The organism is Archangium minus (assembly GCF_044360475.1).
GTDB lineage: Bacteria > Myxococcota > Myxococcia > Myxococcales > Myxococcaceae > Archangium > Archangium minus.
This window is the reverse complement of record NZ_CP043494.1, coordinates 9,567,709-9,592,742: the sequence shown is the minus strand read 5'-3', so window position 1 is coordinate 9,592,742 and position 25,034 is coordinate 9,567,709. Positions and strand designations below refer to the sequence as shown.

General features: G+C 67.4%; 22 protein-coding genes. 15 read left to right on the top strand and 7 right to left on the bottom strand.

Annotated elements, in window-relative coordinates; genetic code table 11:
- From F0U60_RS39090 to F0U60_RS39080, 3 genes are all read right to left on the bottom strand, one after another.
- A complete protein-coding gene (locus F0U60_RS39090) occupies positions 1 to 1,086 on the bottom strand; it encodes a cytochrome-c peroxidase (RefSeq protein ID WP_395807381.1) in 1,086 nt (361 codons plus the stop codon).
- Between the two features lie 208 nt (positions 1,087 to 1,294).
- A complete protein-coding gene (locus F0U60_RS39085; protein WP_395807379.1) occupies positions 1,295 to 1,639 on the bottom strand; it encodes a TRL domain-containing protein in 345 nt (114 codons plus the stop codon).
- 82 nt (positions 1,640 to 1,721) lie between these two features.
- Positions 1,722 to 2,834, bottom strand: a complete 1,113-nt coding sequence (locus tag F0U60_RS39080) for an acyltransferase family protein (RefSeq protein WP_395807377.1) — start codon at positions 2,832 to 2,834, stop codon at positions 1,722 to 1,724.
- Between the two features lie 132 nt (positions 2,835 to 2,966).
- Between F0U60_RS39080 and F0U60_RS39075 the strand changes: the two genes are divergently transcribed.
- The 11 genes from F0U60_RS39075 (at position 2,967) to F0U60_RS39025 (ending at position 14,156) form a co-directional block, all read left to right on the top strand.
- On the top strand, positions 2,967 to 3,497 hold the full coding sequence (locus F0U60_RS39075; RefSeq protein ID WP_395807375.1) for a YfiM family protein: 531 nt from the start codon (positions 2,967 to 2,969) through the stop codon (positions 3,495 to 3,497).
- Positions 3,498 to 4,616, top strand: a complete 1,119-nt coding sequence (locus F0U60_RS39070) for a cytochrome-c peroxidase (protein WP_395807373.1) — start codon at positions 3,498 to 3,500, stop codon at positions 4,614 to 4,616.
- 41 nt (positions 4,617 to 4,657) lie between these two features.
- Positions 4,658 to 5,062 (top strand): hypothetical protein, encoded by a 405-nt coding sequence (locus F0U60_RS39065; protein WP_395807371.1) that lies wholly within the window; start codon positions 4,658 to 4,660, stop codon positions 5,060 to 5,062.
- Between the two features lie 266 nt (positions 5,063 to 5,328).
- The gene (locus F0U60_RS39060) at positions 5,329 to 6,162 is read left to right on the top strand and encodes a c-type cytochrome (RefSeq protein WP_395807369.1); all 834 of its coding nucleotides are present in this window, start codon (positions 5,329 to 5,331) and stop codon (positions 6,160 to 6,162) included.
- 16 nt (positions 6,163 to 6,178) lie between these two features.
- Positions 6,179 to 6,835, top strand: coding sequence for a respiratory nitrate reductase subunit gamma (locus tag F0U60_RS39055; RefSeq protein WP_395807367.1), 657 nt, complete (start codon positions 6,179 to 6,181; stop codon positions 6,833 to 6,835).
- Entirely contained in the window at positions 6,832 to 7,458 is a 627-nt protein-coding gene (locus F0U60_RS39050; protein ID WP_395807365.1) for a cytochrome c3 family protein, read from the top strand. Before F0U60_RS39055 ends, F0U60_RS39050 begins: the two co-directional genes overlap by 4 nt.
- 12 nt (positions 7,459 to 7,470) lie before the next feature.
- A complete protein-coding gene (locus F0U60_RS39045; RefSeq protein WP_395807363.1) occupies positions 7,471 to 10,431 on the top strand; it encodes a TAT-variant-translocated molybdopterin oxidoreductase in 2,961 nt (986 codons plus the stop codon).
- The gene (gene nrfD / locus F0U60_RS39040; RefSeq protein WP_395807361.1) at positions 10,428 to 11,915 is read left to right on the top strand and encodes an NrfD/PsrC family molybdoenzyme membrane anchor subunit; all 1,488 of its coding nucleotides are present in this window, start codon (positions 10,428 to 10,430) and stop codon (positions 11,913 to 11,915) included. Before F0U60_RS39045 ends, nrfD begins: the two co-directional genes overlap by 4 nt.
- Complete coding sequence (locus tag F0U60_RS39035) at positions 11,912 to 12,424, top strand: DUF3341 domain-containing protein (RefSeq protein WP_395807359.1); 513 nt, start codon at positions 11,912 to 11,914, stop codon at positions 12,422 to 12,424. Before nrfD ends, F0U60_RS39035 begins: the two co-directional genes overlap by 4 nt.
- Entirely contained in the window at positions 12,421 to 12,993 is a 573-nt protein-coding gene (locus tag F0U60_RS39030) for a c-type cytochrome (protein ID WP_395807357.1), read from the top strand. The genes F0U60_RS39035 and F0U60_RS39030 overlap by 4 nt, the downstream gene beginning before the upstream one ends.
- Positions 12,990 to 14,156 (top strand): hypothetical protein, encoded by a 1,167-nt coding sequence (locus tag F0U60_RS39025; RefSeq protein WP_395807355.1) that lies wholly within the window; start codon positions 12,990 to 12,992, stop codon positions 14,154 to 14,156. Before F0U60_RS39030 ends, F0U60_RS39025 begins: the two co-directional genes overlap by 4 nt.
- A 9-nt stretch (positions 14,157 to 14,165) precedes the next feature.
- Here the strand turns inward: F0U60_RS39025 and F0U60_RS39020 are convergent, their stop codons facing one another.
- A complete protein-coding gene (locus tag F0U60_RS39020; RefSeq protein ID WP_395807353.1) occupies positions 14,166 to 14,783 on the bottom strand; it encodes a TIGR02265 family protein in 618 nt (205 codons plus the stop codon).
- A gap of 244 nt (positions 14,784 to 15,027) precedes the next feature.
- On the opposite strand from F0U60_RS39020, the gene F0U60_RS39015 reads away from it, so the two are divergent.
- Positions 15,028 to 17,598 carry a kelch repeat-containing protein gene (locus F0U60_RS39015; RefSeq protein ID WP_395807351.1) on the top strand — a complete coding sequence of 857 codons (2,571 nt, stop codon included), beginning with the start codon at positions 15,028 to 15,030 and terminating at the stop codon, positions 17,596 to 17,598.
- 149 nt (positions 17,599 to 17,747) lie between these two features.
- Positions 17,748 to 19,010 (top strand): extracellular solute-binding protein, encoded by a 1,263-nt coding sequence (locus F0U60_RS39010; protein ID WP_395807349.1) that lies wholly within the window; start codon positions 17,748 to 17,750, stop codon positions 19,008 to 19,010.
- A gap of 49 nt (positions 19,011 to 19,059) precedes the next feature.
- Here the strand turns inward: F0U60_RS39010 and F0U60_RS39005 are convergent, their stop codons facing one another.
- The 3 genes from F0U60_RS39005 to F0U60_RS38995 are packed head-to-tail and all read right to left on the bottom strand — an operon-like array spanning position 19,060 to position 22,165.
- The gene (locus F0U60_RS39005; protein WP_395807347.1) at positions 19,060 to 19,896 is read right to left on the bottom strand and encodes a carbohydrate ABC transporter permease; all 837 of its coding nucleotides are present in this window, start codon (positions 19,894 to 19,896) and stop codon (positions 19,060 to 19,062) included.
- Complete coding sequence (locus F0U60_RS39000; RefSeq protein ID WP_395807345.1) at positions 19,893 to 20,864, bottom strand: carbohydrate ABC transporter permease; 972 nt, start codon at positions 20,862 to 20,864, stop codon at positions 19,893 to 19,895. The genes F0U60_RS39005 and F0U60_RS39000 overlap by 4 nt, the downstream gene beginning before the upstream one ends.
- Positions 20,861 to 22,165, bottom strand: a complete 1,305-nt coding sequence (locus F0U60_RS38995; protein ID WP_395807343.1) for an ABC transporter substrate-binding protein — start codon at positions 22,163 to 22,165, stop codon at positions 20,861 to 20,863. The genes F0U60_RS39000 and F0U60_RS38995 overlap by 4 nt, the downstream gene beginning before the upstream one ends.
- A gap of 203 nt (positions 22,166 to 22,368) precedes the next feature.
- On the opposite strand from F0U60_RS38995, the gene F0U60_RS38990 reads away from it, so the two are divergent.
- Both F0U60_RS38990 and F0U60_RS38985 read left to right on the top strand, forming a co-directional pair.
- The gene (locus tag F0U60_RS38990) at positions 22,369 to 23,721 is read left to right on the top strand and encodes a carbohydrate porin (protein WP_395807341.1); all 1,353 of its coding nucleotides are present in this window, start codon (positions 22,369 to 22,371) and stop codon (positions 23,719 to 23,721) included.
- A 191-nt stretch (positions 23,722 to 23,912) separates the two neighbouring features.
- Entirely contained in the window at positions 23,913 to 25,034 is a 1,122-nt protein-coding gene (locus F0U60_RS38985; protein WP_395807339.1) for a sugar ABC transporter substrate-binding protein, read from the top strand.

Sequence of the window (25,034 nt, the reverse complement as noted above, 5' to 3'; positions counted from 1 at the left end):
TCAGGACGGATCCGGCTTCGGGGTCTTCGGGCCGCTGGCCGGCAGCTTCGGCTTGGCGATGTAGCTCTTGGGCAGCTCGCCGGTGAGCGAGTCGAGGAAGGTGACGATCGACTTCGCGTCGTCGTCGGAGATCTGCTTGCCGAACTGGTGCTGGGCCATCAGCTTCACGGCCGTCTGCAGATCCTTCACCGAGCCGTCGTGGAAGTACGGCGCCGTCTTGGCCACGTTGCGCAGGGTGGGGACGCGGAAGATCATCCGGTCCGCCTCCTTCTTGGTGAGATCGAAGCGGCCCTGGTCCTTGGACTGGAAGGGCACCACGAGGCCCAGCTTCTGCAGCGAGCCACCGATGGCGGCGCCGTTGTGGCAGGTCTGGCAGCCCTGATCGAGGAACTTCTTGAGGCCGACCTTCTCCGCCTCGCTCAGCGCCTTGTCGTCACCGGCGAGGAACTTGTCGAAGCGCGAGGGGGTGACGAGCTGGCGCTCGAACGCGCCAATGGCCTTGGCCAGGTTGTCGTACGTCACCGGGTCCGCCTCGCCCGGGAAGGCCTTCTGGAAGGCCGTGACGTAGCCGGGGATGGACTTCACCGTCTCCACGACGCGCTCCGCGCTGGGCATCGCCATCTCGACGGGGTTGAGGATGGGGCCCTTGGCCTGCTCCTCCAGGTTGGCGGCGCGGCCGTCCCAGAACTGCAGGAGGTGGCCACCAGAGTTGTACACGGTGGGCGAGTTACGGCCGCCGAGCTGCTTCTTGTGGCCCGTGGAGAAGGGCTTGCCGTCCACGCCGAACTTGTTCAGGTCGTGGCAGCTGTTGCAGGACACGTCCTGGTTCTTCGACAGGCGGGTATCGAAGTACAGCATCCGCCCCAGCTCCACCTTCTCCGGGGTGATGGGGTTCTTCGGATCCTCGAAGCGGGCCGGCAGCGCCTTGAACGCGTTGAGCAGGGCGCGGTCGATGACGACATTCTGGGCGGCGGTGGTGGGTGTTGCGGCCGAAGCGACGACGGGCTTCGCCGTCTGGGCGAAGGCCGCGGTGCCCGCGGTGGCAGCGACCAGGAACAAGGGACGAACGAGCGAGTTGAATTTCATGAGGCTGTACTTTCACTGTGCTCCGCGGCCGGTGACCCTTTCGGGTCTGGGTGGGGGGGAGGCCGGAAGCGTCAGGAAGTTAGCAGTCTCGCGGGTGTGGAGGGAAACGTCGTGGCGCATTGCGTCTCGGAGCGCCAGGCCCTCCATCGGGGCGGGGCGCCGCATCCCTCGGCCTCGTGGGCGGGGACGCGGCACCGAGGGACGGCGATTAGTCGCCGTACACCATGACGCAGTACTTCGCGTACAGGCCGAGGATGTTCTCGAACTTGTGGTCAATGTGGGTGACGCGGTTGATGCCGGCCTTGCGCGCAGCCTCGGTGGCGGTGGCATCACCGGTGGTGACGATGCCGAGGATGGACGTCACGCAGCCCTCGCCGCTCTTCGTGCCGAGCTTCGTCTGCTCGTTGATGAACTCGGTGGCGGAGGTGGCGGCGTAGAGGGTGGTGGTGCCGATGACGGGACGGCCGATGAACGCCGCGCCCGCGCAGCCCGACAGGCCGGTGGCGCCAATGGAGAGGACGGCAACGACGGACAGCTTCTGCAGCAGGTGCATGTTTCCTCGCTGGGTCTACGTACGTGGGTAAGGAGGCGCGCATTAATGCACGCGCTGCGTGGATGTAAATGCTCTACCCGTCTCAGGTACGTTGGCCGGAGCGCAGGGCCGCGCTGTCGATGGGCACAGGGCGCGCGCGCCACTTCGTATTGTCCGCGGGGCGGTTGCTCCCACGGAGCAGCTTCGCCAGACGGGCGAGTGCATAGCACACCGCGAGCAGTCCCAGGCCCACTCCCAGAGCGGGCACCAGCCCCAGCGTGGGCCCCACGCGTCCAGCAAGGCCCGCCGTCCCGGCCCAGCCGTACACCACCGGCAGGTGCAGCACGTAGAGCCAGAGGGACGTGCGGCCCAGGGGCGCCAACAGGCCGGAGAGCACCTGGGGTACCAGGTTGACGGCGCCTAGCACCAGGAGGCCTTCGCCCACGCGGAAGGCGACGAGCCACGCGCTGGTGGGGCTCCAGTCCGCGGGCAGCCGCCCTGTGAGCAGCACCAGTCCCCCGCCGAGCGCCACGAGGGCCAGGCCCTGAGGCCAGCCGGGCCGCAGCAGTCGCAGCAGGTGAGCCGCGAGCGCCCCGGCGAAGAAGAAGCCCGCCCACGGGAAGAGCGGGAAGCGCGCGCCCGGCATGCCCACCGCCTGCCTCAGCTCAATGGGCCAGAGCGTGGCGGCGTTCCACATCCAGGTGCTCGCCAGGGGGATGCCCACGGCCAGCACGGCGAGCACCACCGCCCGCGTCCAGGTTCCGCGCGCCAGCACCAGCACCGCCGCGCCCACCAGCAGGCTCACGCCGATGCTCTGCAGCGCATCGAAGGAGAAGACATGTGAGCGCAGCTCCTCGCCCCAGCCGAGCGCATGCGCCGTGTCCCAGCCCGGCCAGTGCAGCATGTAGCCGAGGAAGAGGAGCAGCAGCGCACGCCGCACCCGGCGGAAGAAGGATGAGCCCGCGCTCTCTGGAGAGGTCCCGAGCGCGGCCACCACCGCGAAGCCCGCCACCAGCAGGAAGAGGGGCGCGGTGACGCCGCGCAGCTCCCAGTAGCGCTGCACCCACGGGTGGGCGCGCCACTCCGGTGCGAGCAGTGCGTCCAACGTGTGCCCCAACACCATCGCCACCACGGCCAACCCTCGTGCGCCATCAAGTCCAGGATGGCGGGAGGAGGGTTTGCTGAGATCGAAGAGCGAGGCGCCAGGTCGGGTCACGGATCCCGAGCATACGTCCAAGCAGGCTCCTCGTCTCGAAAACCGACGCGACAGGTATCCTGGACCCTCCCGAGAGGCCTCCGCGACTCAGGTACTGACGCAGGACCCCGAGCGGTGGTGTCATGTCTCGCTATGACTGCCCGTGAAAAACCCTTGTTCGTGCTGTGTCTGTCGTTGCTCGCACCGCTCTCCGCTCGGGGAGAAGTGTTGGAGGTCCCCTCCCGGGACCACTGGTTTGGTCGGGACAAGGCGCTGCACTTCAGTGTCAGCGCGGGTCTGGCCGGGGCGGGGTATGCCGGCGGGGCGCTCCTCTTCGAGTCACCCGAGGCGCGGTGGCTCACCGGCTCGGGGGTAGCGCTCGGGGCCGGGGTGGCCAAGGAGCTCTACGACGCCGGGCGCGGGAGCTTCTTCTCCCTGAAGGACCTGACCTGGGACGTGCTGGGGACGGCCACGGGGCTTGGGCTGTCCTGGGCCGTGGATCGGCTCTTCTTTCAGCGGGAGGACTCCGCCCGGACGCCTGCAATCCAAGGCAGCGAGGCGAGGTTGTCTCGGGGGCGGCGCTCCGCTCTGGCCTTCTCCCTCAACGCGGGGGGTCATCCCCAAGGTGTGCCGGGTAATGGTAGGAATATGCCCGTGATGTTGTTCCTCTCGGGAGGTTGGTAGATGAAGCAGTATCGGCTCTGGCTCGGCGCGGGACTGGTATCCCTGGGCGCCGTTTCTTCCTCGTGCAGCAAGGAGTCTCCGCCGCCCGAGCCCAAGCCGGCCGCCGTGGCCGCCGCGCCCGAGCCTGCGCCCGAGCCGCCGAAGCCGCGGATGAGCTACGAGAAGCTCGTCTCCTTCTTCCGCCAGTCCGCCGCCGCGAAGGCGGCCGAGGCCGAGGCTCCGGCGGACACCCCGGCGCAGATCGCACTGGGGCGCATGCTCTTCTTCGAGACGCGCCTGTCGAAGAACCACGACATCTCCTGCAACAGCTGCCACGACCTGGCCACCTTCGGCGTGGACGGCAAGGCCACCTCCGAGGGCCACAAGGGACAGAAGGGCAGCCGCAACGCGCCCACCGTCTTCCACGCCTCGGGCCACATCGCCCAGTTCTGGGATGGCCGCGCCACTACGCTCGAGGAGCAGGTCTCGGGACCGATGCTGAACCCGGCGGAGATGGCGATGCCGGATGAGAAGCGCATCCTGGCCACGCTCAACTCCATTCCGCAGTACGTGAAGGCCTTCAAGGACTCCTACCCCCGCGACAAGAAGCCCGTGAGCGTGACCAACGCCGCGCGCTCCATCGCCGCCTTCGAGCGCAAGCTCTTCACCACGGCGCGCTTCGACAAGTTCCTCGCGGGCGACGAGTCGGCCCTCACCGAGCAGGAGCGGCGCGGGCTGGAGCTGTTCGCCAGCTCCGGCTGCACCACGTGCCACAACGGCCCGTCGGTGGGCGGCACCTCGTTCCAGAAGCTGGGCCTCATCGAGGAGTACCCCACCGATGACAAGGGCCGCTTCGACGTGACGAAGAACGAGGAGGACCTGCACAAGTTCCGCGTGCCCACGCTGCGCAACGTGGAGAAGACGGGCCCCTGGTTCCACGACGGCTCCGTCAAGGATCTGCCCACGGCCGTGCGCCTGATGGCGAAGCACCAGCTCGGCATGTCCTTCTCCGACGCCGAGGTGGACGACATCGTCGCCTTCCTCAAGAGCCTCACGGGTGAGCTGCCCGGGCCGGAGGTGCTCACGCCTCCCGAACTCCCGCCGAGCACGCGCACCACGCCGAAGCCGGATCCGACGTAAAGGCTCGCCTCCCGGCCTGGGGGGCGTTAGGAAGCGCGGCCATGAGACCACTCTTCTATGCCCACTCCGGGCTGCGCTACCTCGTCCTCCTTATGGGGGTGATCGCCATCGCGTACTTTGCCTTCGGGCTCGCCACGAAGCGGCCCGTGGACAAGTCGGTGCGCATCATCGGCTCCAGCTTCGCGGGCCTGCTCGACACGCAGGTGCTGCTCGGGATTGTGCTGCTGGGCGCCGGCTGGCCCTTCTACCCGGCACTTTGGGGTCACATCGTCATGATGCTGGCCGCGGCGGTGCTGGCCCACGTGATGTTGGTGGTGAACCGCAAGCGCCCGAACCCCGGCTACCTGCTGCCGCTCATCGGCGTGGGCGGGGCTTTCGTGCTCATCATTGGTGGCATCCTGGCCATCGCACGCAGCCCGCTGGGCACCACGTCCCTCGGCGGGTGACGGCACACCCTTCTGGTAGCGAAAGGGAAGGGGCGCGCTCCTCTGCTTCTTGAATCAAGAAGCCCTCTTCCGCCCCCTTCTCGCATGCGCGGAAAATGCTGCGCGTCAGGAATGCGCGAGGCGCAAATGCTGCGCACCTGACACTTGGCGTGGAGTGGGCTTCCCCTCGGAGCGGAAGCCACTCGGCTGGCTGGCCCCCTGGTTGCAGTGCGGCGCGCTGAACCGAGCGAGGGGCTCGGGGTCCCCGAGAGGAGGGGCGCGCCGCGATGCGTACTCACGTCCCTGGCCGACGCCAGCTGCGAGCACTGGCCGTTGCTGCCTTGCCGATGCTGGTGTTGCTCGTTTCTCCGCTCGCCGTAGCGCAGGGGGTGCCCGAGGGCTCGCAGCTCTTCTCCCAGCGCTGTGCGAGCTGCCACACCGTGGGCCAGGGAGACCGAGTCGGCCCTGATTTGATGGGCGTGCTGACGCGCCGTGAGGAGTCCTGGGTCACCACGTTCCTGAAGAGCCCGGGCGCGATGATCGACGGCGGAGACCCGGTCGCCAACGAGCTCCTGAAGAAGTTCAACGGCATCCGGATGCCGGACCAGCAGCTCTCTGATGATGAGCGCAAGGGGCTGTTCGCGTTCCTCCGGGACTGTGCCGAGAAGGGCAGCTGCCAGCCGGGAGCCTCCGGGCCGAAGCTGGCCTCGGATGCCACGCCCGAGGAGATTGAACACGGCCGGCAGCTCTTCGAGGGCCGGGTGGCGCTGGCCAATGGGGGCCCGCCCTGTATCGGCTGCCACAACGTGCGCGACATCGGCGTGGTGGGCGGCGGGACGCTGGCGCGCGACCTGACCTTCTCCTTCGCTCGGATGGGCGAGCGGAAGATGACGCCTGCTCTGAAGGAACTGGACTTCCCTCTGATGAGGGAGCTGTACGGGCAGGCGCCGCTGACGGACGCGGAGCAGTTCGAGCTCAAGGCGTATCTGGCGCAGGTCTCGCGAGACGGCACGCCGCCGCGCAAGGACCGGGACTTCTTCTACCTGGGCTTCGTGGGGTTGGGTGTCGCCCTGGGTTTCATCGGCATTGTCCTGGGCGGCCGTGGCCGCGCGAAGGACTGAGAGAGCGAGGCGATACGTGAGCGACACGTTCCTCTACGATTCCCTTCCGTACGTGGTGCTGGCCCTCGCCGTGGGCGTGCCGGCCTGGCTGCGCAACCGAGAGCGATTCTCTGCCTGGATGAGGCAGTGGGTGGAGCGCGAGGGCACCGGCTCGGCCGCCGTGTCCCTGGTGGTGGGCGCCCTCATCATGCTGCTGTGGCATGCGGCCTGTTTCCTTCTGCCGCACCCGGTGCAGCTCTTCATCCGCTCGCCCATGCGCCTCTTCCTCCTGGAGGTGGTGGGGCTCATCGGCGGGATGATGCTGGCCTGGGGCCTGGTGGCGAGCATCACCCACCGGCTGTCCAGCCGCGAGCCCGGCACCCGCGCATGGCTGCCCTTTCAGGTGCTGCTGCTGTCCGAGGTGATCAACGGCCTCTACATCGCCGTGGCGTACCGCTGGGCCTCGGCCTGGTACGTGAGCGTGGTGGTGCCGTACCTGCGCTCGCTGGTGACGCTGCAGCCGGATGCGACGCTCGTGGCCCAGTTGCCGCTGACCGTGCGGATGCACCTCTTCGGGGTGCTCGCGCTGCTGCTCGCCTGGCCCATCACCCGCTGGCTGGCTTCGACGCCTGCGCAACCCCTCGTGTCCACCCGGGAGGAGACCGCCGCGCAAGGCGGGATTGTCACCCCATGATCGACTCGACCCGAGCTTCGCTGCTCTCCGGTGTGCTGGCCGCGCTCGCGATGGGCGGTTGTGACACCACGCCGGTGAACAACAACCAGAACTACATGCCCGAGCAGCCCATCGCGTTCTCGCACGCGGTGCACGCCGGCCACTATGAGATCGACTGTCAGTACTGCCACGTGGGCGCGGAGAAGAGCCGGCATGCCGGCATTCCCCACGCAGGCGTGTGCATGAACTGCCACACCCAGGTGAAGACGGACTCGCCGGAGATTCAAAAGCTCACCCGGGCGGTGAAGGAGAACAAGCCCATCGAGTGGGTGCGCGTGCACCGGCTGCCGGACCACGCGTACTTCAGTCACGCGAACCACGTAACGGCAGGGCTGGAGTGCCAGAAGTGCCACGGGCCCGTGCAGGAGATGGTGCGGTTGGAGCAGGTGGAGCCCATGACGATGGGCTGGTGCCTGGACTGCCACCGTCAGACGCAGGAGTCGAAGACCCAGGCTCCGGTGCCGCCGTTGGCATCCGGTGTGCTGATGGCCTCCGCGTCGGGAGTGGCCAAAGCCACCGCGCCCGTGATCCCGGCGCCTCGCACCCTGAATCCTCCCTCCGACTGCTCCGGTTGCCACCGCTGAGGAACGCGCACCATGTCTGAGACGACACCCAAGTATTGGCAGAGCCTGGCCGCGCGGGCGGGAGATCCGGCCCTGCTTGAGCAGTCCCGCAACGAGTTCGCCGAGGAGCTGCCCGTGGGCGTGGCGGCCCAGAGCTCGCGCCGCGACTTCTTCAAGGTGATGGGCCTGAGCGCCGCGGCGGCCATGGTGGCCTGCCAGCGCGCTCCGGTGCAGAAGGCGGTGCCCTTCATCGCGAAGCCGGACGAGCTCACCCCGGGCCTGGCCCTCTGGTACGCGACCACCTGCGGCGCGTGCAGCGCCCAGTGCGGCGTGCTGCTGAAGACGCGCGATGGGCGCCCCATCAAGGTGGAAGGCAACGAGGAGCACCCGGTGTCCCGTGGGGGGGTGTGCGCCGTGGGCCAGGCGTCCGTGCTGTCCCTGTATGACGCCAACCGCTCCCGCTGGCCGTCCGTGGGGGGCAGCCGAGCCGCGTGGGTGGACCTGGACAAGGCCGTGACGGAGGGGCTGCGGAAGCTGGCGGGTGAGGGGAAGGCGATCCGACTCGTCCTGCCCTGGGTGATGGGGCCCACCGCCGAGGCCGCCGTGGCGCGCTTCCTGGCCGCCTTCCCCACCGCGCGCACGGTGCGTTTCGACGCCACGGGGGAGCTGGAGGCCATCGCCGAGGCGTATCGCCTCACGCACGGTGCCCGCCTGGTGCCGGACTATCGCTTCGACCAGGCGAAGGTCATCGCCAGCTTCGGCGCCGATTTCCTGGGCACCTGGGTGTCTCCGGTGGCCTTCACCCGCCAGTACACCTCGGCCCGAGATGCGGCGGGCAAGCGGGAGATGGCGCGGCACTGGCAGCTCGAGCCGCTGATGTCGTTGACGGGCGCGAGCGCCGATCGGCGCGTCCCGGTGGCCCCTTCGGACCTGGTGCCCGCGCTGGCGGCGCTGGTGAAGCGGCTGGCGGAGAAGGCGGGCCGCGACGTGGAAGGTCTCACGGGACTGCCCGAGGCGCGGGTGTCCACCGACGTGCTGGACGCGCTGGCCGGTGAGCTGTGGGCCGCGAAGGAGAAGGCGCTGGTGGTGTGCGGCGGAGACGAGCCCGCCGCCTACGTGCTGGCCAACGTGGCCAACGAGCTGCTGGGCAACGCCGGCACCACGGTCTCCATCTCCGGTGGCCTCACCCTGGATGCGGGGGCGATGTCCTTTGGCGAGCTGCTCGGCGAGCTGGATGCGAAGCAGGTGGGGGCCGTCCTCTTCCACGGCGTCAACCCAGCCTATGCGCACCCAAAGGGAGATGCGCTGGCGGGCCTGTTGAAGGACGTGGCGGTGACGGTGGCCACGAGTGACCGGCTCGACGAGACGGCCTCGCTGGTGGGCTTCCACGCGCCGGACCACACGCCGCTGGAGTCCTGGGGTGATGCCGAGCCCCGGCGCGGTGTGCTGGGCCTGCGCCAGCCGGTGGTGTCCCCACTGCACGAGACGCGCAGCGCGATGGAGTCCCTGCTGAGGTGGGCAGGGGTGGAGCAGTCATACGACGACTTCCTGCGTGCGCGCTGGGAGGCCGAGGTCTTCCCTCGCGCGAACGTGGCCACGGGCTTCCAGGCCTTCTGGGACGAGTCGGTGCGTCAGGGCGTGGTGGTGGTGTTGCCGCCGGCGACCACCGAGGCGCCCGCGTTCCGCCCCGAGAGCGTGGCGGCGCTGAAGGGCTCTGCCGTGACGGCGGGGGAGCTCGAGCTGGTTCTGTATCAAAAGGTGGGCTTGAGGGACGGCGCGCTGGCCAACAACGGCTGGCTGCTCGAGATGCCGGATCCGATCTCCAAGGCCACCTGGGGCAACTACCTCTGTGTGGCGCCCTCCACGGCCTCAAAGCTGGGCATCAGCGATGGGCAGGTGGTGGAGGTGGGCTTCGGAGGGAGGACGCTCGCGGTGCCGGCGCTGGTGCAGCCGGGCACGCACCCGCGGGCGCTGGGCCTCGCCATGGGTTATGGCCGGACGAAGGTGGGACGTATCGGGAACGATGTGGGGGATAACGCCTTCGGACTGGCCTCTTTTACCAAGGGGAAGGTGCGCCGCGCGGCGCTCGGGGTGCGGCTGCGGGTGACGCCCGAGCACAAGCCGCTGGCCCTCTCCCAGATACACGCGTCGATGGAGGGCCGCGGGCTCGTGCGCGAGGCGGAGCTGGCGGAGTTCCTCGCCAACCCGAGCGCGGGCAATGAGAAGGAGGAGGGCCACGGCGGCGGCCATCCGCTCTCCATCTGGTCCGGCCACGAGTACAAGGGCCACAAGTGGGCGCTGGCGGTGGACCTGAGCGCGTGCACGGGCTGCTCGGCGTGCGTGGTGTCCTGCCAGGCGGAGAACAACATCCCCATCGTGGGCGAGGACGAGGCGCGGCGGCAGCGCGAGCTGCACTGGATGCGCATCGACCGGTACTACGAGGGCGAGCCGGAAGCGCCCCGGGTGGTGCACCAGCCGATGATGTGCCAGCACTGCGATAACGCCCCGTGCGAGACGGTGTGCCCGGTGCTCGCGACGGTGCACTCGAGCGAGGGCCTCAACCAGCAGGTCTACAACCGCTGCGTGGGCACGCGGTACTGCGCCAACAACTGCCCCACGAAGGTCCGCCGCTTCAACTGGTTCGACTACAAGCACGACGAGCCCATCGAGCGCATGGTGCTCAACCCGGACGTGGTGGTGCGCACGCGTGGCGTGATGGAGAAGTGCTCGCTGTGCGTGCAGCGCGTGCAGGAGGGCAAGGCCCTGGCGAAGCGCGAGGGGCGGGAGCTGCGTGACGGAGACATCCGCACCGCGTGCCAGCAGAGCTGCCCGGCCCAGGCCATCCACTTCGGCGACATCAACGACCCGAACAGCGACGTGGCGAAGCTGGCGAAGAGCGGACGCGCCTACCGGCTGCTGGAGGAGCTGAACATCGGGCCGGCCGTGACGTACCTCACCAAGGTTCGCAACACCGGGAACGGGAGCGCGACATGAGCAACCAGCACACTTCCCCCCTGCGGGTGCCGCTCGTCAGCGAGGAGCGCACCCTCGGACAGCTCACCGAGGAGATCTGCGCCCCCATGGAGCGCAAGCCCACCACCAAGTGGTGGGTGGCCTTCGCCCTGGCGGTCATCACGCTCGCGGTGGGCGCGGGGATGGTCTCCTACGAGATCGCCACCGGTATTGGTGTGTGGGGTCTGAACAAGACCATCGGCTGGGCCTTCGACATCACCAACTTCGTGTTCTGGGTAGGCATCGGCCACGCGGGCACACTCATCTCCGCCATCCTCTTCCTCTTCCGGCAGAAGTGGCGCACGAGCATCAACCGCGCCGCGGAGGCGATGACGCTCTTCGCTGTCATGTGCGCGGCGCTCTTCCCAGTCATCCACATGGGTCGGCCGTGGAACGCGTTCTGGGTGCTGCCGTACCCCAACAGCCGAGGCACCCTGTGGGTGAACTTCCGCTCGCCGCTGCTCTGGGACGTGTTCGCCATCAGCACGTACTTCACCATCTCGGCGGTGTTCTGGTACTTCGGCCTCATCCCCGACCTGGCCACGGTGCGCGACAGGGCGAAGGGCCTGAAGAAGAGCCTCTTCAAGGCGCTGTCGTTCGGGTGGAACGGCTCGTCGCGCACCTGGCACCGCTACGAGACGGTGTACCTGTTGCTGGCGGGCCTGGCGACGCCGCTGGTGCTCAGCGTGCACACCATCGTGTCGTTCGACTTCGCGACCTCGGTCATCCCCGGCTGGCACACCACCATCTTCCCGCCGTACTTCGTCGCCGGCGCGGTGTTCAGTGGGTTCGCGATGGTGCTGACGCTGATGATCATCACCCGCGAGGTGCTCGGCTTCCAGCACCTCATCACCATTCGCCACCTGGAGAACATGACGAAGGTCATCATCGTTACGGGTGGCATCGTGTCGCTGGCCTACGGGACGGAGTTCTTCATCGCCTGGTACTCAGGCAACCCGTACGAGAAGTTCACGTTCATGAACCGAGCCTTTGGTCCGTACGCATGGGCGTACTGGACGATGGTGACGTGCAACGTGGTGTCGCCGCACCTGTTCTGGTTCAAGAAGGTGCGCACGTCGCCGGCGGCCATCTTCGTGCTGTCGCTGGTCATCAACGTGGGCATGTGGTTCGAGCGCTTCGTCATCATCGTGACGTCGCTGCACCGGGACTTCCTGCCCTCGAGCTGGTCCATGTACTCGCCCACGGTCATCGAGGTGGGCACCTTCGTGGGCACCTTCGGCCTCTTCTTCACGCTGTTCCTGCTGTTCACCCGCGTGCTGCCCATCATCTCCATCGGAGAGGTGAAGAGCGTGGCGGCCTTCGCCCGAGCGGGCCATGACCCGGCGCATGCCGGACAGGCGGCTCATGGCTCCGAGACTCCGCACGAGCACCCGGCTGAGGAGCCGGTGCCCATGCCCGCGCCGGCCCTGGCGGCGGTGGCGGTGCGAAAGGACATGCCGGTATGAACCAGTCCGTCCTGCTCAGCTACTTCGACAGCGAGGAGCACATCCTCGATGCCACCCGGGCCGCTCGCGAGGCCGGGTACGCGGTGCACGATGTCTACACGCCGTACGCGATTCACGGCATGGACGAGGCCATGGGGTTGAAGCCCTCGCGGCTCACCTGGGTGTGCTTCGGGGCGGGGCTGCTGGGGGCCACGTCGGCGCTGTCGCTCCAGTACTACACGTCAGTGGTGAGCTGGCCGCTCAACGTGGGTGGTAAGCCCTTCAACTCCTTCCCGGCGTTCATCCCCGTGGCCTTCGAGCTCACCGTGCTATTCGCGGGCCTGTTCACCGTGGCGGCCTTCCTGCTGCGCACGAAGAGCTTCCCTGGCAACTCGCGTGAGGCGCTGCCCCGGGTGACGGATGACCGCTTCGTCCTGGCACTGCGCGCGGACGAGTCGGACGCGAAGGTGAAGGACCTGCTCCAGCGCCACGGGGCGTTGGAGGTGGAGCAGATGGAGGTGGCGTCGTGAAGCGGCTCCTCGTCGGTACGGGCGTGCTCGCCATGGCCCTTCAGTGGGGCTGCGAGCGGGACGTCTCCCAACCCAACCTCGAGTACGCGCCGGACATGTACAGCTCCGTGCCGTATGACAGCTACGCACCCAATCCCAACACCCGCGACGGCAAGACGCTGATGGCGCCCGCGCCGGGCAGCATTCCCCGAGGCTACTCGCCCGTGCGCTACGGCCCGAGTCCCGAGGAGGCCACCCGCGCCGCCGCGGAGCTGAAGAATCCCTTCGAGGCCTCGGAGCCGGTGCTGACGCGCGGCAAGGTGACCTTCAACCGCTACTGCTCGCACTGCCATGGCTCGGGTGGGCTCGGGGACGGCCTGGTGGCCGCGCGCTTCCCCCGGCCTCCGTCGCTGTTGGCTGAGCACGCCCGTGGCCTCGCCGACGGGCAGATCTTCCACATCATCACCCAAGGACAGGGGTTGATGCCGGCCCACGGTTCGCAGGTGGCGCAGGAAGATCGCTGGAAGATCGTCCACTACATCCGGTCGCTGCAGTCTCCGGCGCGGACCGCGCAGAAGGACACGCCATGAGCTCCTCGGGAATCGTCGTTGGCCCCAACCTTCGTCGGGCCAGCCTGGTCGTGGCGGTGCTCGGCCTGTTTGGGTTGGGCGCGGGCCTGGCGCTGGAGCCCACCCGCGGCTTCTCCAGCCTGCTGACCAACGGCTTCTTCTTCCTCACGCTGGCGCTGGGCGGCGCGGTGTTTCTCGCGCTCAACGCGGTGGCCAACGCGGGCTGGTATACCGTCTTCAAGCGCGTCCCCGAGGCTTTCGCCTCCTACGTCCCGGTGGGAGCGGCGAGCCTGCTGGTGGTGCTCGCGGGCCTGCCCTCGTTGTACCTGTGGGCGCGCCCCGGGGTGATGGAGACGGACCACCTGCTGCACAAGAAGGCCGCCTTCCTGAATGCTCCGGGCTTCGCCATCCGCATGGTGCTGATGCTGGCGCTCTGGGCCTTCTTCACCTGGCGGCTGCGGAAGAACTCGCTGGCCCAGGACTCGGAGTCCTCTGCCGAGCCCACGCAGCGCAACGTGGCCACCTCAGCGCTCTTCCTGGTGCTGTTCGCGATCACCTTCTGCCTGGCCAGCTTCGACTGGCTGATGAGCCTGGAGCCGCACTGGTTCAGCACCATCTACGGGCTCTACAACATCGCGGGGATGTTGGAGTCGAGCGTGGCGGCCATGACCGTGGCCGTCATCCTGCTGAAGCGCGCGGGGCTGATGAAGGAGGTCAACACCAGCCACCTGCACGACCTGGGCAAGCTGATGTTCGGCTTCGCCACGCTGTGGGCCTACCTGTGGTTCTCCCAGTTCCTGCTCATCTGGTACGCGAACATCCCGGAGGAGACCGTCTACTTCATCCAGCGGATGCACCATGGCTGGCGAGCGCCGTTCTTCATGAACGTCGTGCTCAACTGGGCGCTGCCCTTCGTGCTGCTGCTGCCGAAGCCCGCCAAGCGCAACCCGGCGCACCTGTGCTTCGTCGCTGGCGTCATGCTGACGGGGCGGTGGCTGGACCTGCACCTGATGATCGCCCCGGCCAACATGCCCGAATACGCTGGCATCGGCGTGTGGGACGTGGCGGGCCTGCTGGGCCTGGGGGCGCTGTTCGTGCTGACGGTGACGAGGACGGTGGGCGCGGTGCCGCTGATTCCGCGCAACGACCCGTACCTCGTGGAGAGCCTGCACCACCACACGTAGCCGCGAGGCTCACTCCCAGGAGAACTCGCACACGCTATCGAGCCGGCCCGTCTGCCGGCCGAAAACCTTCGCTCTGCTCGCGCCCACCACCTCGAGCAGCAGCTCCACCATGCCCGCGTGGAACGCATGCGGCAGGAACTCGCGCTTGAGGACGACGCGGCCGCTCTTCGGCCCCGTCCACTCGATGCTCTTCTCCCCGTAGCTCACCGACGCCTTGTAGGCGGAGGGCAGGCTGCTCAGCAGTTGCTTCGGGTCCCTCTTCGCCAGCGTCAGCATCATCCTGCCCGCCGGAGACGCCAGGAAGTCCATGGCCGCGCGCCGGCCGAAGTACCGGAGCACCCGCTCGGAGCTGCCGCACCGCACCATCAGCTCTGGCATGGCCGTGGAGATCATCCGCAGGTGGACGCTGATGGAGTAGCTGAAGCCCTCCACGAACCGCTCGTGCCCGCAGGCCGCGAGGCACTCCTTCTCCAACGGCTCGCCTCCGAGCGTGCGGATGGCCTGCAGCGTTCCGTTCAAGAACGTCCCGCGAACGGTGTCCTGGGCACCCACATGCACCAACCGCATCTCACAGTCGTGCTTCCAGTCGTACGACACCGCGCTCCACGTCGATGCCTGGCTCTCCATGACGTCCCCCCACAAGCAATGACAACAGCACACACATCCAGCAGCACTCCTGAGTTATACGGCGCCGCTTCGCGCGTGGCTGTGAAGCGATTCACAGGATTCTTAGGGTTTAGGGTCCTCGAATAATTCGAGTTCTGTTTCACCGTTTTCGCTTGGGGGACGACATAATTTTCATTTTAGATGAATAAGTCGGCCTTCCTGTCCAGCGAGGGGTGGGCAACGGCCGGCCAGGGGAGATTTTTTCATGAAGACGAGAGTGAAGGGCTGGAGCTCACGGCGCGCGGGGGTCTCGCTGTCGCTGATGGTGCTGGCCGCCTGCAGCCAGGTGCAGAACGAGGAGCAGCAGGCTCCGGCACCCAGCGCCGAGGCGCTCATCCGCGGGGCGCCGAGCCAGTCTCTGACGTCCATGGCCGCCAGTCTCACGCCGGAGCTGCAGTGGGCGTGGACGGGCAGCTCGGTGCTGCCGGCGCACAAGCAGGTGATGATGACGCCCGTGGTGGTGGACGTGAACGGGGACCGCACTCCGGACATCGTCTTCAGCACCTTCGATGGCGAGTACTTCAACCGCGTCAACGAAGAGGGCGGTAACGGCAACAGCAACGGCGTGCTCCGCGCCATCAGTGGCGATGATGGACGTGAGCTGTGGGCCGCGACGGATCCGTCTGCTCGGGTGAAGCCCGCGGCGAGCATCGCCGCCGGTGACATCGACGGCGACGGCAAGGTGGAGATCTGCGGCATCCCCGAGAACGGCCGCGGCATCATCTGCTTCGAGAACGACGGCACCTTCAAGTTCCGCTCGGCGCCGGACGCCTACGACTTCAACGAGTGGGGTGGCCCCTCGCTGGCGGACCTGGATGGCGATGGGACCGTGGAGATCCTCGACGGCAACCGCGTCTACAGCAACACGGGCGCGCTGAAGTGGGTGGGCTCTGACGGCATGGGCGGTGCCCTCTACACCGGCCCCATCTCCTTCGCGGCGGACATCGACCAGGACGGCATTCAGGAGGTCATCAACGGCCGCTCCGTCTACAAGGCCGACGGCAGCCTCAAGTGCGCGAACACGGAGATTCCGCACGGCTTCGCGGGCGTGGCCAACTTTGATGAGGACCCGGCCGCGGAGATCGCCGTGGCGGGCTATGGCTCGGTGAGCCTGCTCGACGACAACTGCGAGCTCCTGTGGACGCGCGACGTCCACTACACGGACCCCGGACAGTCCTTCCCGACCTGGCGTGGTCACGGTGGTGCGCCCAACATCGCGGACTTCGATGGTGATGGGCAGGTGGAGATCGGCCTGGCCGGTGATTGGAACTACACCGTCTACGGGGCCGATGGCTCCGTGAAGTGGACCCGATCCATCCAGGAGTACAGCTCCGGGAAGACGACCTCCACCACCTTCGACTTCGAGGGCGATGGCCGGGTCGAGGTCATCTACGCCGACGAGATCTCGCTGCGCGTGCTCGATGGTGTCACGGGCGAGGTGCGCTGGCAGACCCGTCACAGCTCGGGCACCACGCATGAGCTCCCGCTCGTCGTCGACGTGGACGCGGACGGCAGCGCGGAGATCATCGTGGTGGAGAACAACCACGTGGGCGGCGCTGGCTTCAACGGCATCCGCGTGTTCCGCGACCGTGCCGACGAGTGGGTGGGGACGCGCGGTATCTGGAACCAGCACGCGTACTCCATCACCAACATCAACGACGACGGCACCATCCCCGCGCAGCCGGCGGCCAACTGGCTCACCCCGGGCCTCAACAACTTCCGCTCCAACGCTCCGGGCACTCGTGTCGGCGTCTGCCGCGTGAAGGGCACCTGGGAGAACACGGGCAGCCTGGCGCTGCCGCGCATGCTGCACACGGCCGCGCTGCTGCAGGACGGGCGCGTGCTGGTGGCGGGCGGCTTCAACACCACCTCGGAGCTGTATGACGCGAGCACGGGCACGTGGACGCGCACGGGTGACACGCTGGCCACGCACCACTACCACACGATGACGCGGCTGCTGGACGGGCGCGTGCTGATCGCCGGCGGCGGACAGTGCCCCCTCACGCTCGCCACTGCCGAGCTGTACTACCCGTCCTTCGGCCGCTGGAGGGCCACCGGGAGCCTCCAGGTGTTCCGCACGCACCACACGGCCACGCTGCTGCCCAACGGCAAGGTGCTGATCACCGGTGGCGAGGACACCTCGGGTGTCGCGCTGTCCTCGATCGAGCTGTACGACCCGGCCTCGGGCACCTTCTCGCTCGCCGGCAACATGGGCACGGCCCGTCGTGATCACACGGCCACGCTGCTGCCCGACGGCAAGGTGCTGGTGGCGGGTGGTGGCAATGACGCCAGCTCCACCCTGAACTCGGCGGAGCTGTACGATCCGGAGAGCGGCACCTGGACTCCGGTGGGCAGCATGGGCACGGCGCGCCGCTTCCACACGATGTCGCTGCTGGCGAATGGCAAGGTGCTGGTTGCGGGTGGTGGGAGCTGGGACGTGGCCAGCAGCACCTCGGCCGAGCTGTATGACCCGGCCACGAAGAGTTGGAAGGCCACCGGCAGCATGAGCACGCCGCGCCGCTACCACACGGCCACGCTGCTGCCCAACGGTCGGGTGCTGGCCACCGCCGGCTACCACGAGGCCACCGGCATCCTGAAGGCCGCGGAGCTGTACGATCCGGCCACCGGGACCTGGTGCCCCGCGGGCAACCTGAACGTGGACCGCTACGGTCAGACGGCCACGCTGCTCGATGACGGCAGGGTGCTGGCCACCGCTGGCGTCAGCAACACCGATACGTCCTCCGCCGAGCTGTTCAGCATCGACAGCGGCAAGTAGTCGCAGTCTCGCGAGAGTCGAGGCCCCGGGCCGGTGCATTGTCCGCCGCGCCCGGGGTCGTCCTCGCGCTCCTTTCAACGCCACGACCCGCGGCCGACTCCGTTCCCGAGCGGCGAGATGGTAGACGTGACGTGAAAGGATTCACGCGCATGAAGAGCTGTCGATCGTTTTCACTCCTGCTCCTGTGGACCCTGGTGTCCTGGGCGGGGCTGGCTCGGGCTTCCGAGGTGGTGGTGTGGCACGGCTACCGTGCCTCCGAGCGCACCGCACTGGAGAAGATCGTCGCCACCTACAACGCGGCCCGTCAGCAGTCCGGCGTGCAGGTGAAGCTGCTGGCCATTCCCTCGGATGCCTTCACGGACAAGATCTCCGCGACGCTGTCGCGCGGGGTGGGGCCTGATGTCTTCGTCTTCCCGCAGGATCGGCTCGGAGGCTGGGTGGAGGGCGGCGGGCTGCTCGAGCCACTCGACTTCTTCCTCGAGCCCTCCGTGCGGCAACGCTACGTGCCGGGGACGCTGGAGGCGATGACCTATCGGGGCTCCGTCTATGCGCTGCCCCTGAACTTCAAGGCCATCACCCTCATCTACAACAAGAAGCTGCTGGAGAAGCCGCCCCGGACCACGGGCGAGATGCTGGCCATGTGCAAGGCCTTGCGCGCCAGGACGGCGGAGAAGGACCGGGTCTGCCTCGCCTATCCCTACACGGACTTCTACTACCACGCGGCGCTGATGCACGCCTTCGGGGGGCGCGTGTTTGATCCAGGTCCTCGGGTGCGGTTGGACGCGCCGGAGAACGTCAAATCCCTGGAGCAGTTGTTGCGGTGGGTGGGCCAGGAGGGCTTGATGCCTGCCGAGCCGTCTACGGCGCTCGTCACGTCGCTGTTCAACGAGGGCAAGGCGGCGATGGTCTTCTCCGGCCCGTGGTTCATCGGGGAGATCGCTCCGGGCATCGATTATGGATTGGCTCCGCTGCCCACGGTGGACGAGGCGGGCGGCAAGCCCCTGAAGCCGTGGATGACGGTGGAGGGCGTGGGCATCTCCGCGCACTCCAAACACAAGGACGCCGCCTACGACTTCGTGCGCTACCTCACGGGTCCTGAGGGCGCTCGCGTCATGGCGCTGCAGGGCCGGCAGAACCCCGCGCTCGCCCAGATTTATGAGGAGCCGGCCATTGCCTCGGACCCGGTGCTGTCGGCGATCCGCAAGCAGGCCGAGGTGGCTCTTCCCATGCCCAACCTTCCGGAGATGACCATGGTCTGGTCTCCAGCGACCTCGGCCATGAACGCCGTTCTCCATCGGCTCGCCACGCCCAAGGCCGCCTTGAGCGAGGCCCAGAAGGCGGTCCAGAAGGACGTGGCCGGCCTGCGGCGCGGTGCCAGGCCCGCTTCCGAGGCTCCGGCGAAGAGCCCGTAAGGGGCCGGTGTTACGCGGGGGAGCGGGGGTGTGCCCGCTCCCCCACGGCTCAGCCCTTCACCGCTCCCGCGGTGAGACCCGAGACGATCCGGCGCTGGAAGATGAGCACCAGGATGATGAGCGGCACGGTGACGATCACCGAGGCCGCCATGATGAGGCCCCACGGCAGCTCGTACTGGCTTGCTCCACTCAGCAGTGCGATGGCCACGGGCACCGTCCGCTTGTCCTGCCCCAGCGTGAACGTCAGCGCGAAGATGAACTCGTTCCACGCGGAGATGAAGGCGAGCAGCCCCGTCGTCACCAGCGCGGGCTTGAGCAGCGGCAGGAACACCTTCGTGCAGATGACCCACGGCGAGGCTCCGTCCATCACCGCGGCCTCTTCCAACTCCTTGGGCAGCTCCCGCATGAACGTTGTCAGCACCCACACCGTGAAGGGGAGGGTGAGCAGCAGGTACGAGAGCGTCAGGCCCGGAAGCTGGTTGTAGAGCCCCAGCCAGCGGATGAGCTCGAACATGCCCGAGAGCACGGCGATCTGCGGGAACATCGACACGCCGAGGATCATCAGCATCAGCGGGGTGCGTCCCCGGAAGCGGATGCGCGCCAGCGCGAAGGAGGCCGTGACCGCCAGGAAGAGCGACACCAGCACCACGGACCCGGCCACCAGCACCGAGTTGAGGAGGTTCTCCCCGAACGGCTGCTCGCTGAACACCAGCCTGTAGTTCTCCCAGGCTGGCTGTGCGGGCCAGGCCTCCACCTCGAAGAGCGCGCTGCCCTTCTTCAGCGAGGACACCACCGCCCAGTAGAACGGGAAGAGGGTGTAGACGGTGATGAGGACCACCAGCAGCCAGAAGCCGATCTTCCCCAAGATGCGGTTGAGCTTTCTCATGCGGCTTCCTCCGCGGTCACCCGCGCCAGCGAGAGGTAGGCCACGGTGAAGAGCGCGATGACCGCGAACAGCAGCGAGGCCGCCGCCGCACCCAACCCCAGATCCTGGAACTCGAACATCTGCTGCCGCGCGTAGACGGCCATGGACATGGATTCGCTGCTGTTGGTGGTGAGGACGTAGAACAGGTCGAACACCCGCAGCGCGTCCAGCACGCGGAAGATGATGGCCACCAGCATGGGGCCGCGGATGAGCGGCAGGGTGATTTGGAAGAAGACGCGCACCCGGTTCGCTCCGTCCAACTTCGCGGCCTCGTAGATCTCCTCCGGCAGCATCTGCAGCGCCGCCAGCAGCAACAGGGCCATGAACGGCGTGGTCTTCCACACGTCCACCGCGATGATCGCCGCCATGGACAACGAGGGGTCCGCCGTCCAAGCCATGGGCTGGGAGATCAGCCCCACGCTCAGCAGCATCGCGTTGATGACGCCGTAGACGTCATGGAACATCCAGCCCCACATGCGGGCGGACACCACGGTGGGAATGGCCCACGGCACCAGCACCGCCGCCCGCATGATGCCGCGCCCGGGGAAGCGGGTGTTCAGCGTGAGGGCGATGATCATCCCCAACACCGTCTCCAGGGCCACCGAGATGCCGGTGAAGCGGAACGTGTTCCACACCGAGCGCCACCACGTGGGGTCCTCCATCACGAGGATGAAGTTGTCCACGCCGACGTACTGTGCGGCCTCCAGGTCGGACAGGTTCGCGTCCGTGAAAGCGAACCAGAAGGTCCGCAGCAGCGGCCAGCCGGCTACCCCGGCCAGCACCACCAGCGTGGGCAAGAGGAACAGCCACGCTGAGCGGACGCGCTGCCGCTCCAGGAGCGAACTCCGGGCAGGAGGTGGAACCTCCTTCTTGATTGACTCGGCCCCGGTGGATGAGGCGGGTGTGACGGGAACTCCAGTTGCGCTCACCACTTCCCCCTGCGGCTCAGTCGATCAAGCTTCCCCTGCAGATCCTTCAGCTGCTCCTCCGGCTTGCCCTTACCGGACAGCACGGTGTGCACGGCGTTGCGGAAGTCGGCACTCACCCGGCTGTACTTGGGACCCGTCACCTTCGAGGGCCGCGCCACCGCGTTCGTGAAGGTATCCAGCAGGTTGCCGTAGAACGGGTTGGCCTTGAGCAGGTCGGGATCCTTGTAGAGGCTCATGATGGTGGGGTTGAAGGAGGCCTCGAGCGCGCGCCGCTTCTGTTCCTCGGGGCCCGTCAGGTACTTCACCAGGTCCGCCGCGGCCTCCTGGTTCTTGGAGTACTTCGACACCGCGAGCTGCCAGCCCCCCAGGGTACCCGTGTGCTTGCCGTCCGCGCCGCCCTTGGGCAGGGCCACCACCCCCACCTTGCCCTTCACCGGGCTGTCCGGCGCGTTGGCCAGCGCCCACGCATACGGCCAGTTGCGCATGAACACCGCGTTGCCCGACTGGAAGACGCCGCGCGCGCCCTCTTCCTCGTAGCTGAGCACGCCCTTGGGCGCGATGGTGTCGATCCACGAGGCCGCCGTCTTCAGCGCCTCCACCGCCTTCGGGTTGTTGATCGTCACCTTGCCGTCTTCCGCGACGATCGTCCCGCCACCGAAGGAGTCAATCCACTCCAGCGCGTTGCACGTGAGCGTCTCCGCCGCCTTGGCCTGGAACACAAAGCCCACCATCTTCGTGTTGCCGGCCTTGCGCTCGGCGTCCTGCACCAGCTTGGCGACCTGGGCCAATTCCTGCCATGTCGTGGGAGGCTTCTGACCGTGCTTCTCCAGCAGATCCTGCCGGTAATAGAGGAGGCCTGCGTCCGTGAACCACGGCATGGCCACCAGCTTCCCGTCCACGGTGTTGTTCTTCACGATGGCGGGGAAGTGTTGTGACAACACCTCCTCTGACATGTATGGCTTCAAATCAATGAAGTGCGCACCGAGGATGCCCGGCCACACCACGTCCACGCGGTAGACGTCGATCTCCGAGGCGCCCGCGGACAGCTGCTGCTGAAAGACCGTGAGCTGCTCGCTCGCGTCCGTGGGCCCGCTCTCCACCTTGACCTGATGTCCCGCCTTCTTCGCCCAGGCCTCCGCCCCCTTCCTGCACTGCTCGAACTCCTGGCCCACGGTGCCACAGGAAATGGTGACCGTCGCCGCCTCGGCCCGGGTGTGGATGACCAGCGCCCCGGCGAGGGCGAGCCCCATCAAGGTATTGCGCAGTGCGTCGTGAAAAGCGTTGCGCAGTGCGTTGTCCATGCGTTCCTCCAATGCGTGTTGGTTTCCGGACACGGGGTTATTCCCGGAACTGCTCGGTAAAGCAGACAAGGACGACGGCAAAATATAACGTCGCGTTGACTCCCCAGTCACTTACCCGTTTGGAGGTTCACTTGGCGACATCTGGTAGTTCCCTTCTTCCCGCGCGCTCTGTTTGGCGCACGTGCCTGACGTTGTGTGCCCTCGTGCTTCTGGCTGCTCCCGCCTCCGCCCGGGCGAGCCTGTTGGCGGACCGGTTGGAGATCTCCATGTACGGCCGCGTCGGTCTGGCGTGGTCGCCCGTGACGGGAAAGTTCATCCAGGGCAAGACGATGAACCTCACGGGGGGGCCGCAGGGCGGACGTTTGGAGGAGGGCGACTACCTGGAGCCCACCATCCGGTTCCACCTCCTGGAGCCGAAGAAGGATGATCCGACGGCGGCCTATGCGGATGTGGTGCTGACGCCGGCCATGTTCGCCAACAACGGCCTGTTCATCGGTACCTTCGGCAACAGGAACGCCCAGACGCTGCAGATCGAGCTGTTCCAGGCCTACGCCGAGGCGGGCAACATCCTGGCCCCCGGACTGAAGCTGTGGGCCGGCGCCCGCTTCTACCGCGGCGCGGATGTGCACATCGCGGACTACTTCTACTTCAACAATCTGACCGGCCAGGGCGTGGGCGTGACGTACGGCCCGCTTGACGTGGCCGTGCTACTGCACACGTCCGCGTCCACCACGGGCGATGTGTACAACTTCGACTCGGACGGGGACGGGAAGGCGGACCTGCGCCGCCAGCGCACCATGCTGGTGGGCCAGTACGTGCACAAGCTGGAGGCCGGGCACTCGTTCCACCTGCTGGGCGAGTTCCACCTGCTGCCGGAGCTCCAGGGGGCGCGCCTGGCTGACGGTACGCAGCGCGACCTGCCGTCGGACTTCGGCTGGGTGGCGGGCATCAAGGGTCACTTCAGCCTGGGCGGCGACAACTTCAACGACGTGTCGGTGCGCTACGGCAGCCGCATCGCCTCGGGCAGCCGCTCGGGCTCGCAGACGTGGGACGTGCTGGGCCCCCCGGGTGACAACCGCCTGTACTCCGATGCCGCGGGCCTGGAGGTCGTGGACCACTTCCTCTTCAACGTCAGCCCCCTCCTCAGCCTCAATGCCTACGGCATCCTCCACTGGAACCAGGGCACGGAGCGGACCCTCGAGGTGCCCGGCGCTCCTGCGTCGACGGTGACGGATCGCTGGTTCGATTACTCGGTGGGCGCCCGCAGCACCCTCTACCTGTCCGACTACTTCCACCTCATCAATGAGGCGACCTACCAGGGTCTGCGCGTGGGCAACGGCCCCATGTCCAATGCGCTGAAGCTCTCCCTCGTGCCCACCATCGTCCCCACCGGTCAGCGCAGCGTCTGGGCCCGCCCCCACCTGCGGCTCTTCTATACGATCGCCTTCTACGACGAGGACGCGGTGGCCAACCTCGTCTCGCCCTACCTGCAGACCATGGGCGGCGGCAGCTCCATCGGTCACTACGTGGGTGCCCGCGCCGAGTGGTGGTTCTGATTCACCCCGCCAGCTCCTCTCGCTGGCGGGATGTTTTTCAAAATCCTACATAGTGAGAAGCCCTGGAACGCATCAAGTTCCAGGCTCCCGACCGCGAGAGAGCGATCCATCCGCGTGGATGGCGACTATTCTCGCGGCGCTTTTGATCCCCCCGACTTTCGATCCCCCCGATACCGAAAGGACGTTCCCAGATGAATACGCGTTTCGCGAAACACCTCCTCCACAACCGTGTGACGGTGGTGGCCCTGGCGGCGCTGCTGTCGACCGCCTGCAAGAGTGACAAGAAGCCGGAAGGTGAGGCGGGCGCTCCCGCGGCGCCGGCGGCCAAGAAGATTGCCCTGCTCCTGCCCGAGTCGAAGACCTCCCGGTACGAGTCCCACGACCGGCCGATCTTCGAGCGCAAGGTGAAGGAGCTCTGCCCCGAGTGCCAGGTCATCTATAGCAACGCGGATCAGGATGCCGCCAAGCAGCAGAACCAGGCCGAGGCGGCCCTGACCAACGGCGCCAGCGTGCTGGTGCTGGATCCCGTGGACTCGGCTTCGGCGTCGGCCATTGTGGCGCGCGCGAAGCAGTCCAAGGTGCAGGTCATCAGCTACGACCGGTTGGTCGTCAACTCGGACGTCGACTACTACATTTCGTTCGACAACCAGAAGGTCGGCCAGCTTCAGGCCCAGGCGCTGGTGGACAAGCTCAAGGCGGACGGCAAGACCAGCGGCACGCTGGTGATGATCAACGGCTCGCCCACCGACAACAACGCGAAGCTCTTCAAGGCCGGTGCGCACTCGGTCATCGACGGGAGCGGCTTCACGGTGGGCGCGGAGTACGACACGCCGGACTGGAGCCCGGACAAGGCCCAGCAGCAGATGGAGCAGGCCGTGACCCGGCTCGGCAAGTCGGAGATCATCGGCGTCTACGCGGCCAACGACGGCACGGCCGGTGGTGCCATCGCCGCGATGAAGGCGGCCGGCGTCAACCCGCTCCCGCCCGTGACGGGTCAGGACGCGGAGCTGGCGGCCATCCAGCGCATCGTCGCCGGTGAGCAGTTCATGACCGTGTACAAGGCCATCAAGCCGGAGGCGGAGACGGCCGCCGAGCTCGCCGTCACGCTGGTGCGTGGCCAGAAGCCCGACGCGTCGAAGATCAACGGCCAGGTCAACAACAACAAGAAGGACGTGCCCTCCATCCTGCTCGCCCCGGTGGCGGTGAACCGGGAGAACGTGAAGAGCACCGTCATGGCCGACGGCTTCTGGACGAGCGAGCAGGTCTGCTCGGGCGCCTACCAGCAGGCCTGCGCGACCGCGCAGCTGCAGTGA

Coding starts and splice junctions, on each gene's coding strand:
- F0U60_RS39010 (WP_395807349.1), top strand. CDS start 17,748: ATGAAGAGCTGTCGATCGTTTTCACTCCTGCTCCTGTGGACCCTGGTG.
- F0U60_RS39005 (WP_395807347.1), bottom strand. CDS start 19,896: ATGAGAAAGCTCAACCGCATCTTGGGGAAGATCGGCTTCTGGCTGCTG.
- F0U60_RS39065 (WP_395807371.1), top strand. CDS start 4,658: ATGAGACCACTCTTCTATGCCCACTCCGGGCTGCGCTACCTCGTCCTC.
- F0U60_RS39075 (WP_395807375.1), top strand. CDS start 2,967: ATGACTGCCCGTGAAAAACCCTTGTTCGTGCTGTGTCTGTCGTTGCTC.
- F0U60_RS39050 (WP_395807365.1), top strand. CDS start 6,832: ATGATCGACTCGACCCGAGCTTCGCTGCTCTCCGGTGTGCTGGCCGCG.
- F0U60_RS38995 (WP_395807343.1), bottom strand. CDS start 22,165: ATGGACAACGCACTGCGCAACGCTTTTCACGACGCACTGCGCAATACC.
- F0U60_RS39035 (WP_395807359.1), top strand. CDS start 11,912: ATGAACCAGTCCGTCCTGCTCAGCTACTTCGACAGCGAGGAGCACATC.
- F0U60_RS38985 (WP_395807339.1), top strand. CDS start 23,913: ATGAATACGCGTTTCGCGAAACACCTCCTCCACAACCGTGTGACGGTG.
- nrfD (WP_395807361.1), top strand. CDS start 10,428: ATGAGCAACCAGCACACTTCCCCCCTGCGGGTGCCGCTCGTCAGCGAG.
- F0U60_RS39020 (WP_395807353.1), bottom strand. CDS start 14,783: ATGGAGAGCCAGGCATCGACGTGGAGCGCGGTGTCGTACGACTGGAAG.
- F0U60_RS39090 (WP_395807381.1), bottom strand. CDS start 1,086: ATGAAATTCAACTCGCTCGTTCGTCCCTTGTTCCTGGTCGCTGCCACC.
- F0U60_RS39045 (WP_395807363.1), top strand. CDS start 7,471: ATGTCTGAGACGACACCCAAGTATTGGCAGAGCCTGGCCGCGCGGGCG.
- F0U60_RS39015 (WP_395807351.1), top strand. CDS start 15,028: ATGAAGACGAGAGTGAAGGGCTGGAGCTCACGGCGCGCGGGGGTCTCG.
- F0U60_RS39060 (WP_395807369.1), top strand. CDS start 5,329: ATGCGTACTCACGTCCCTGGCCGACGCCAGCTGCGAGCACTGGCCGTT.
- F0U60_RS39085 (WP_395807379.1), bottom strand. CDS start 1,639: ATGCACCTGCTGCAGAAGCTGTCCGTCGTTGCCGTCCTCTCCATTGGC.
- F0U60_RS39025 (WP_395807355.1), top strand. CDS start 12,990: ATGAGCTCCTCGGGAATCGTCGTTGGCCCCAACCTTCGTCGGGCCAGC.
- F0U60_RS39070 (WP_395807373.1), top strand. CDS start 3,498: ATGAAGCAGTATCGGCTCTGGCTCGGCGCGGGACTGGTATCCCTGGGC.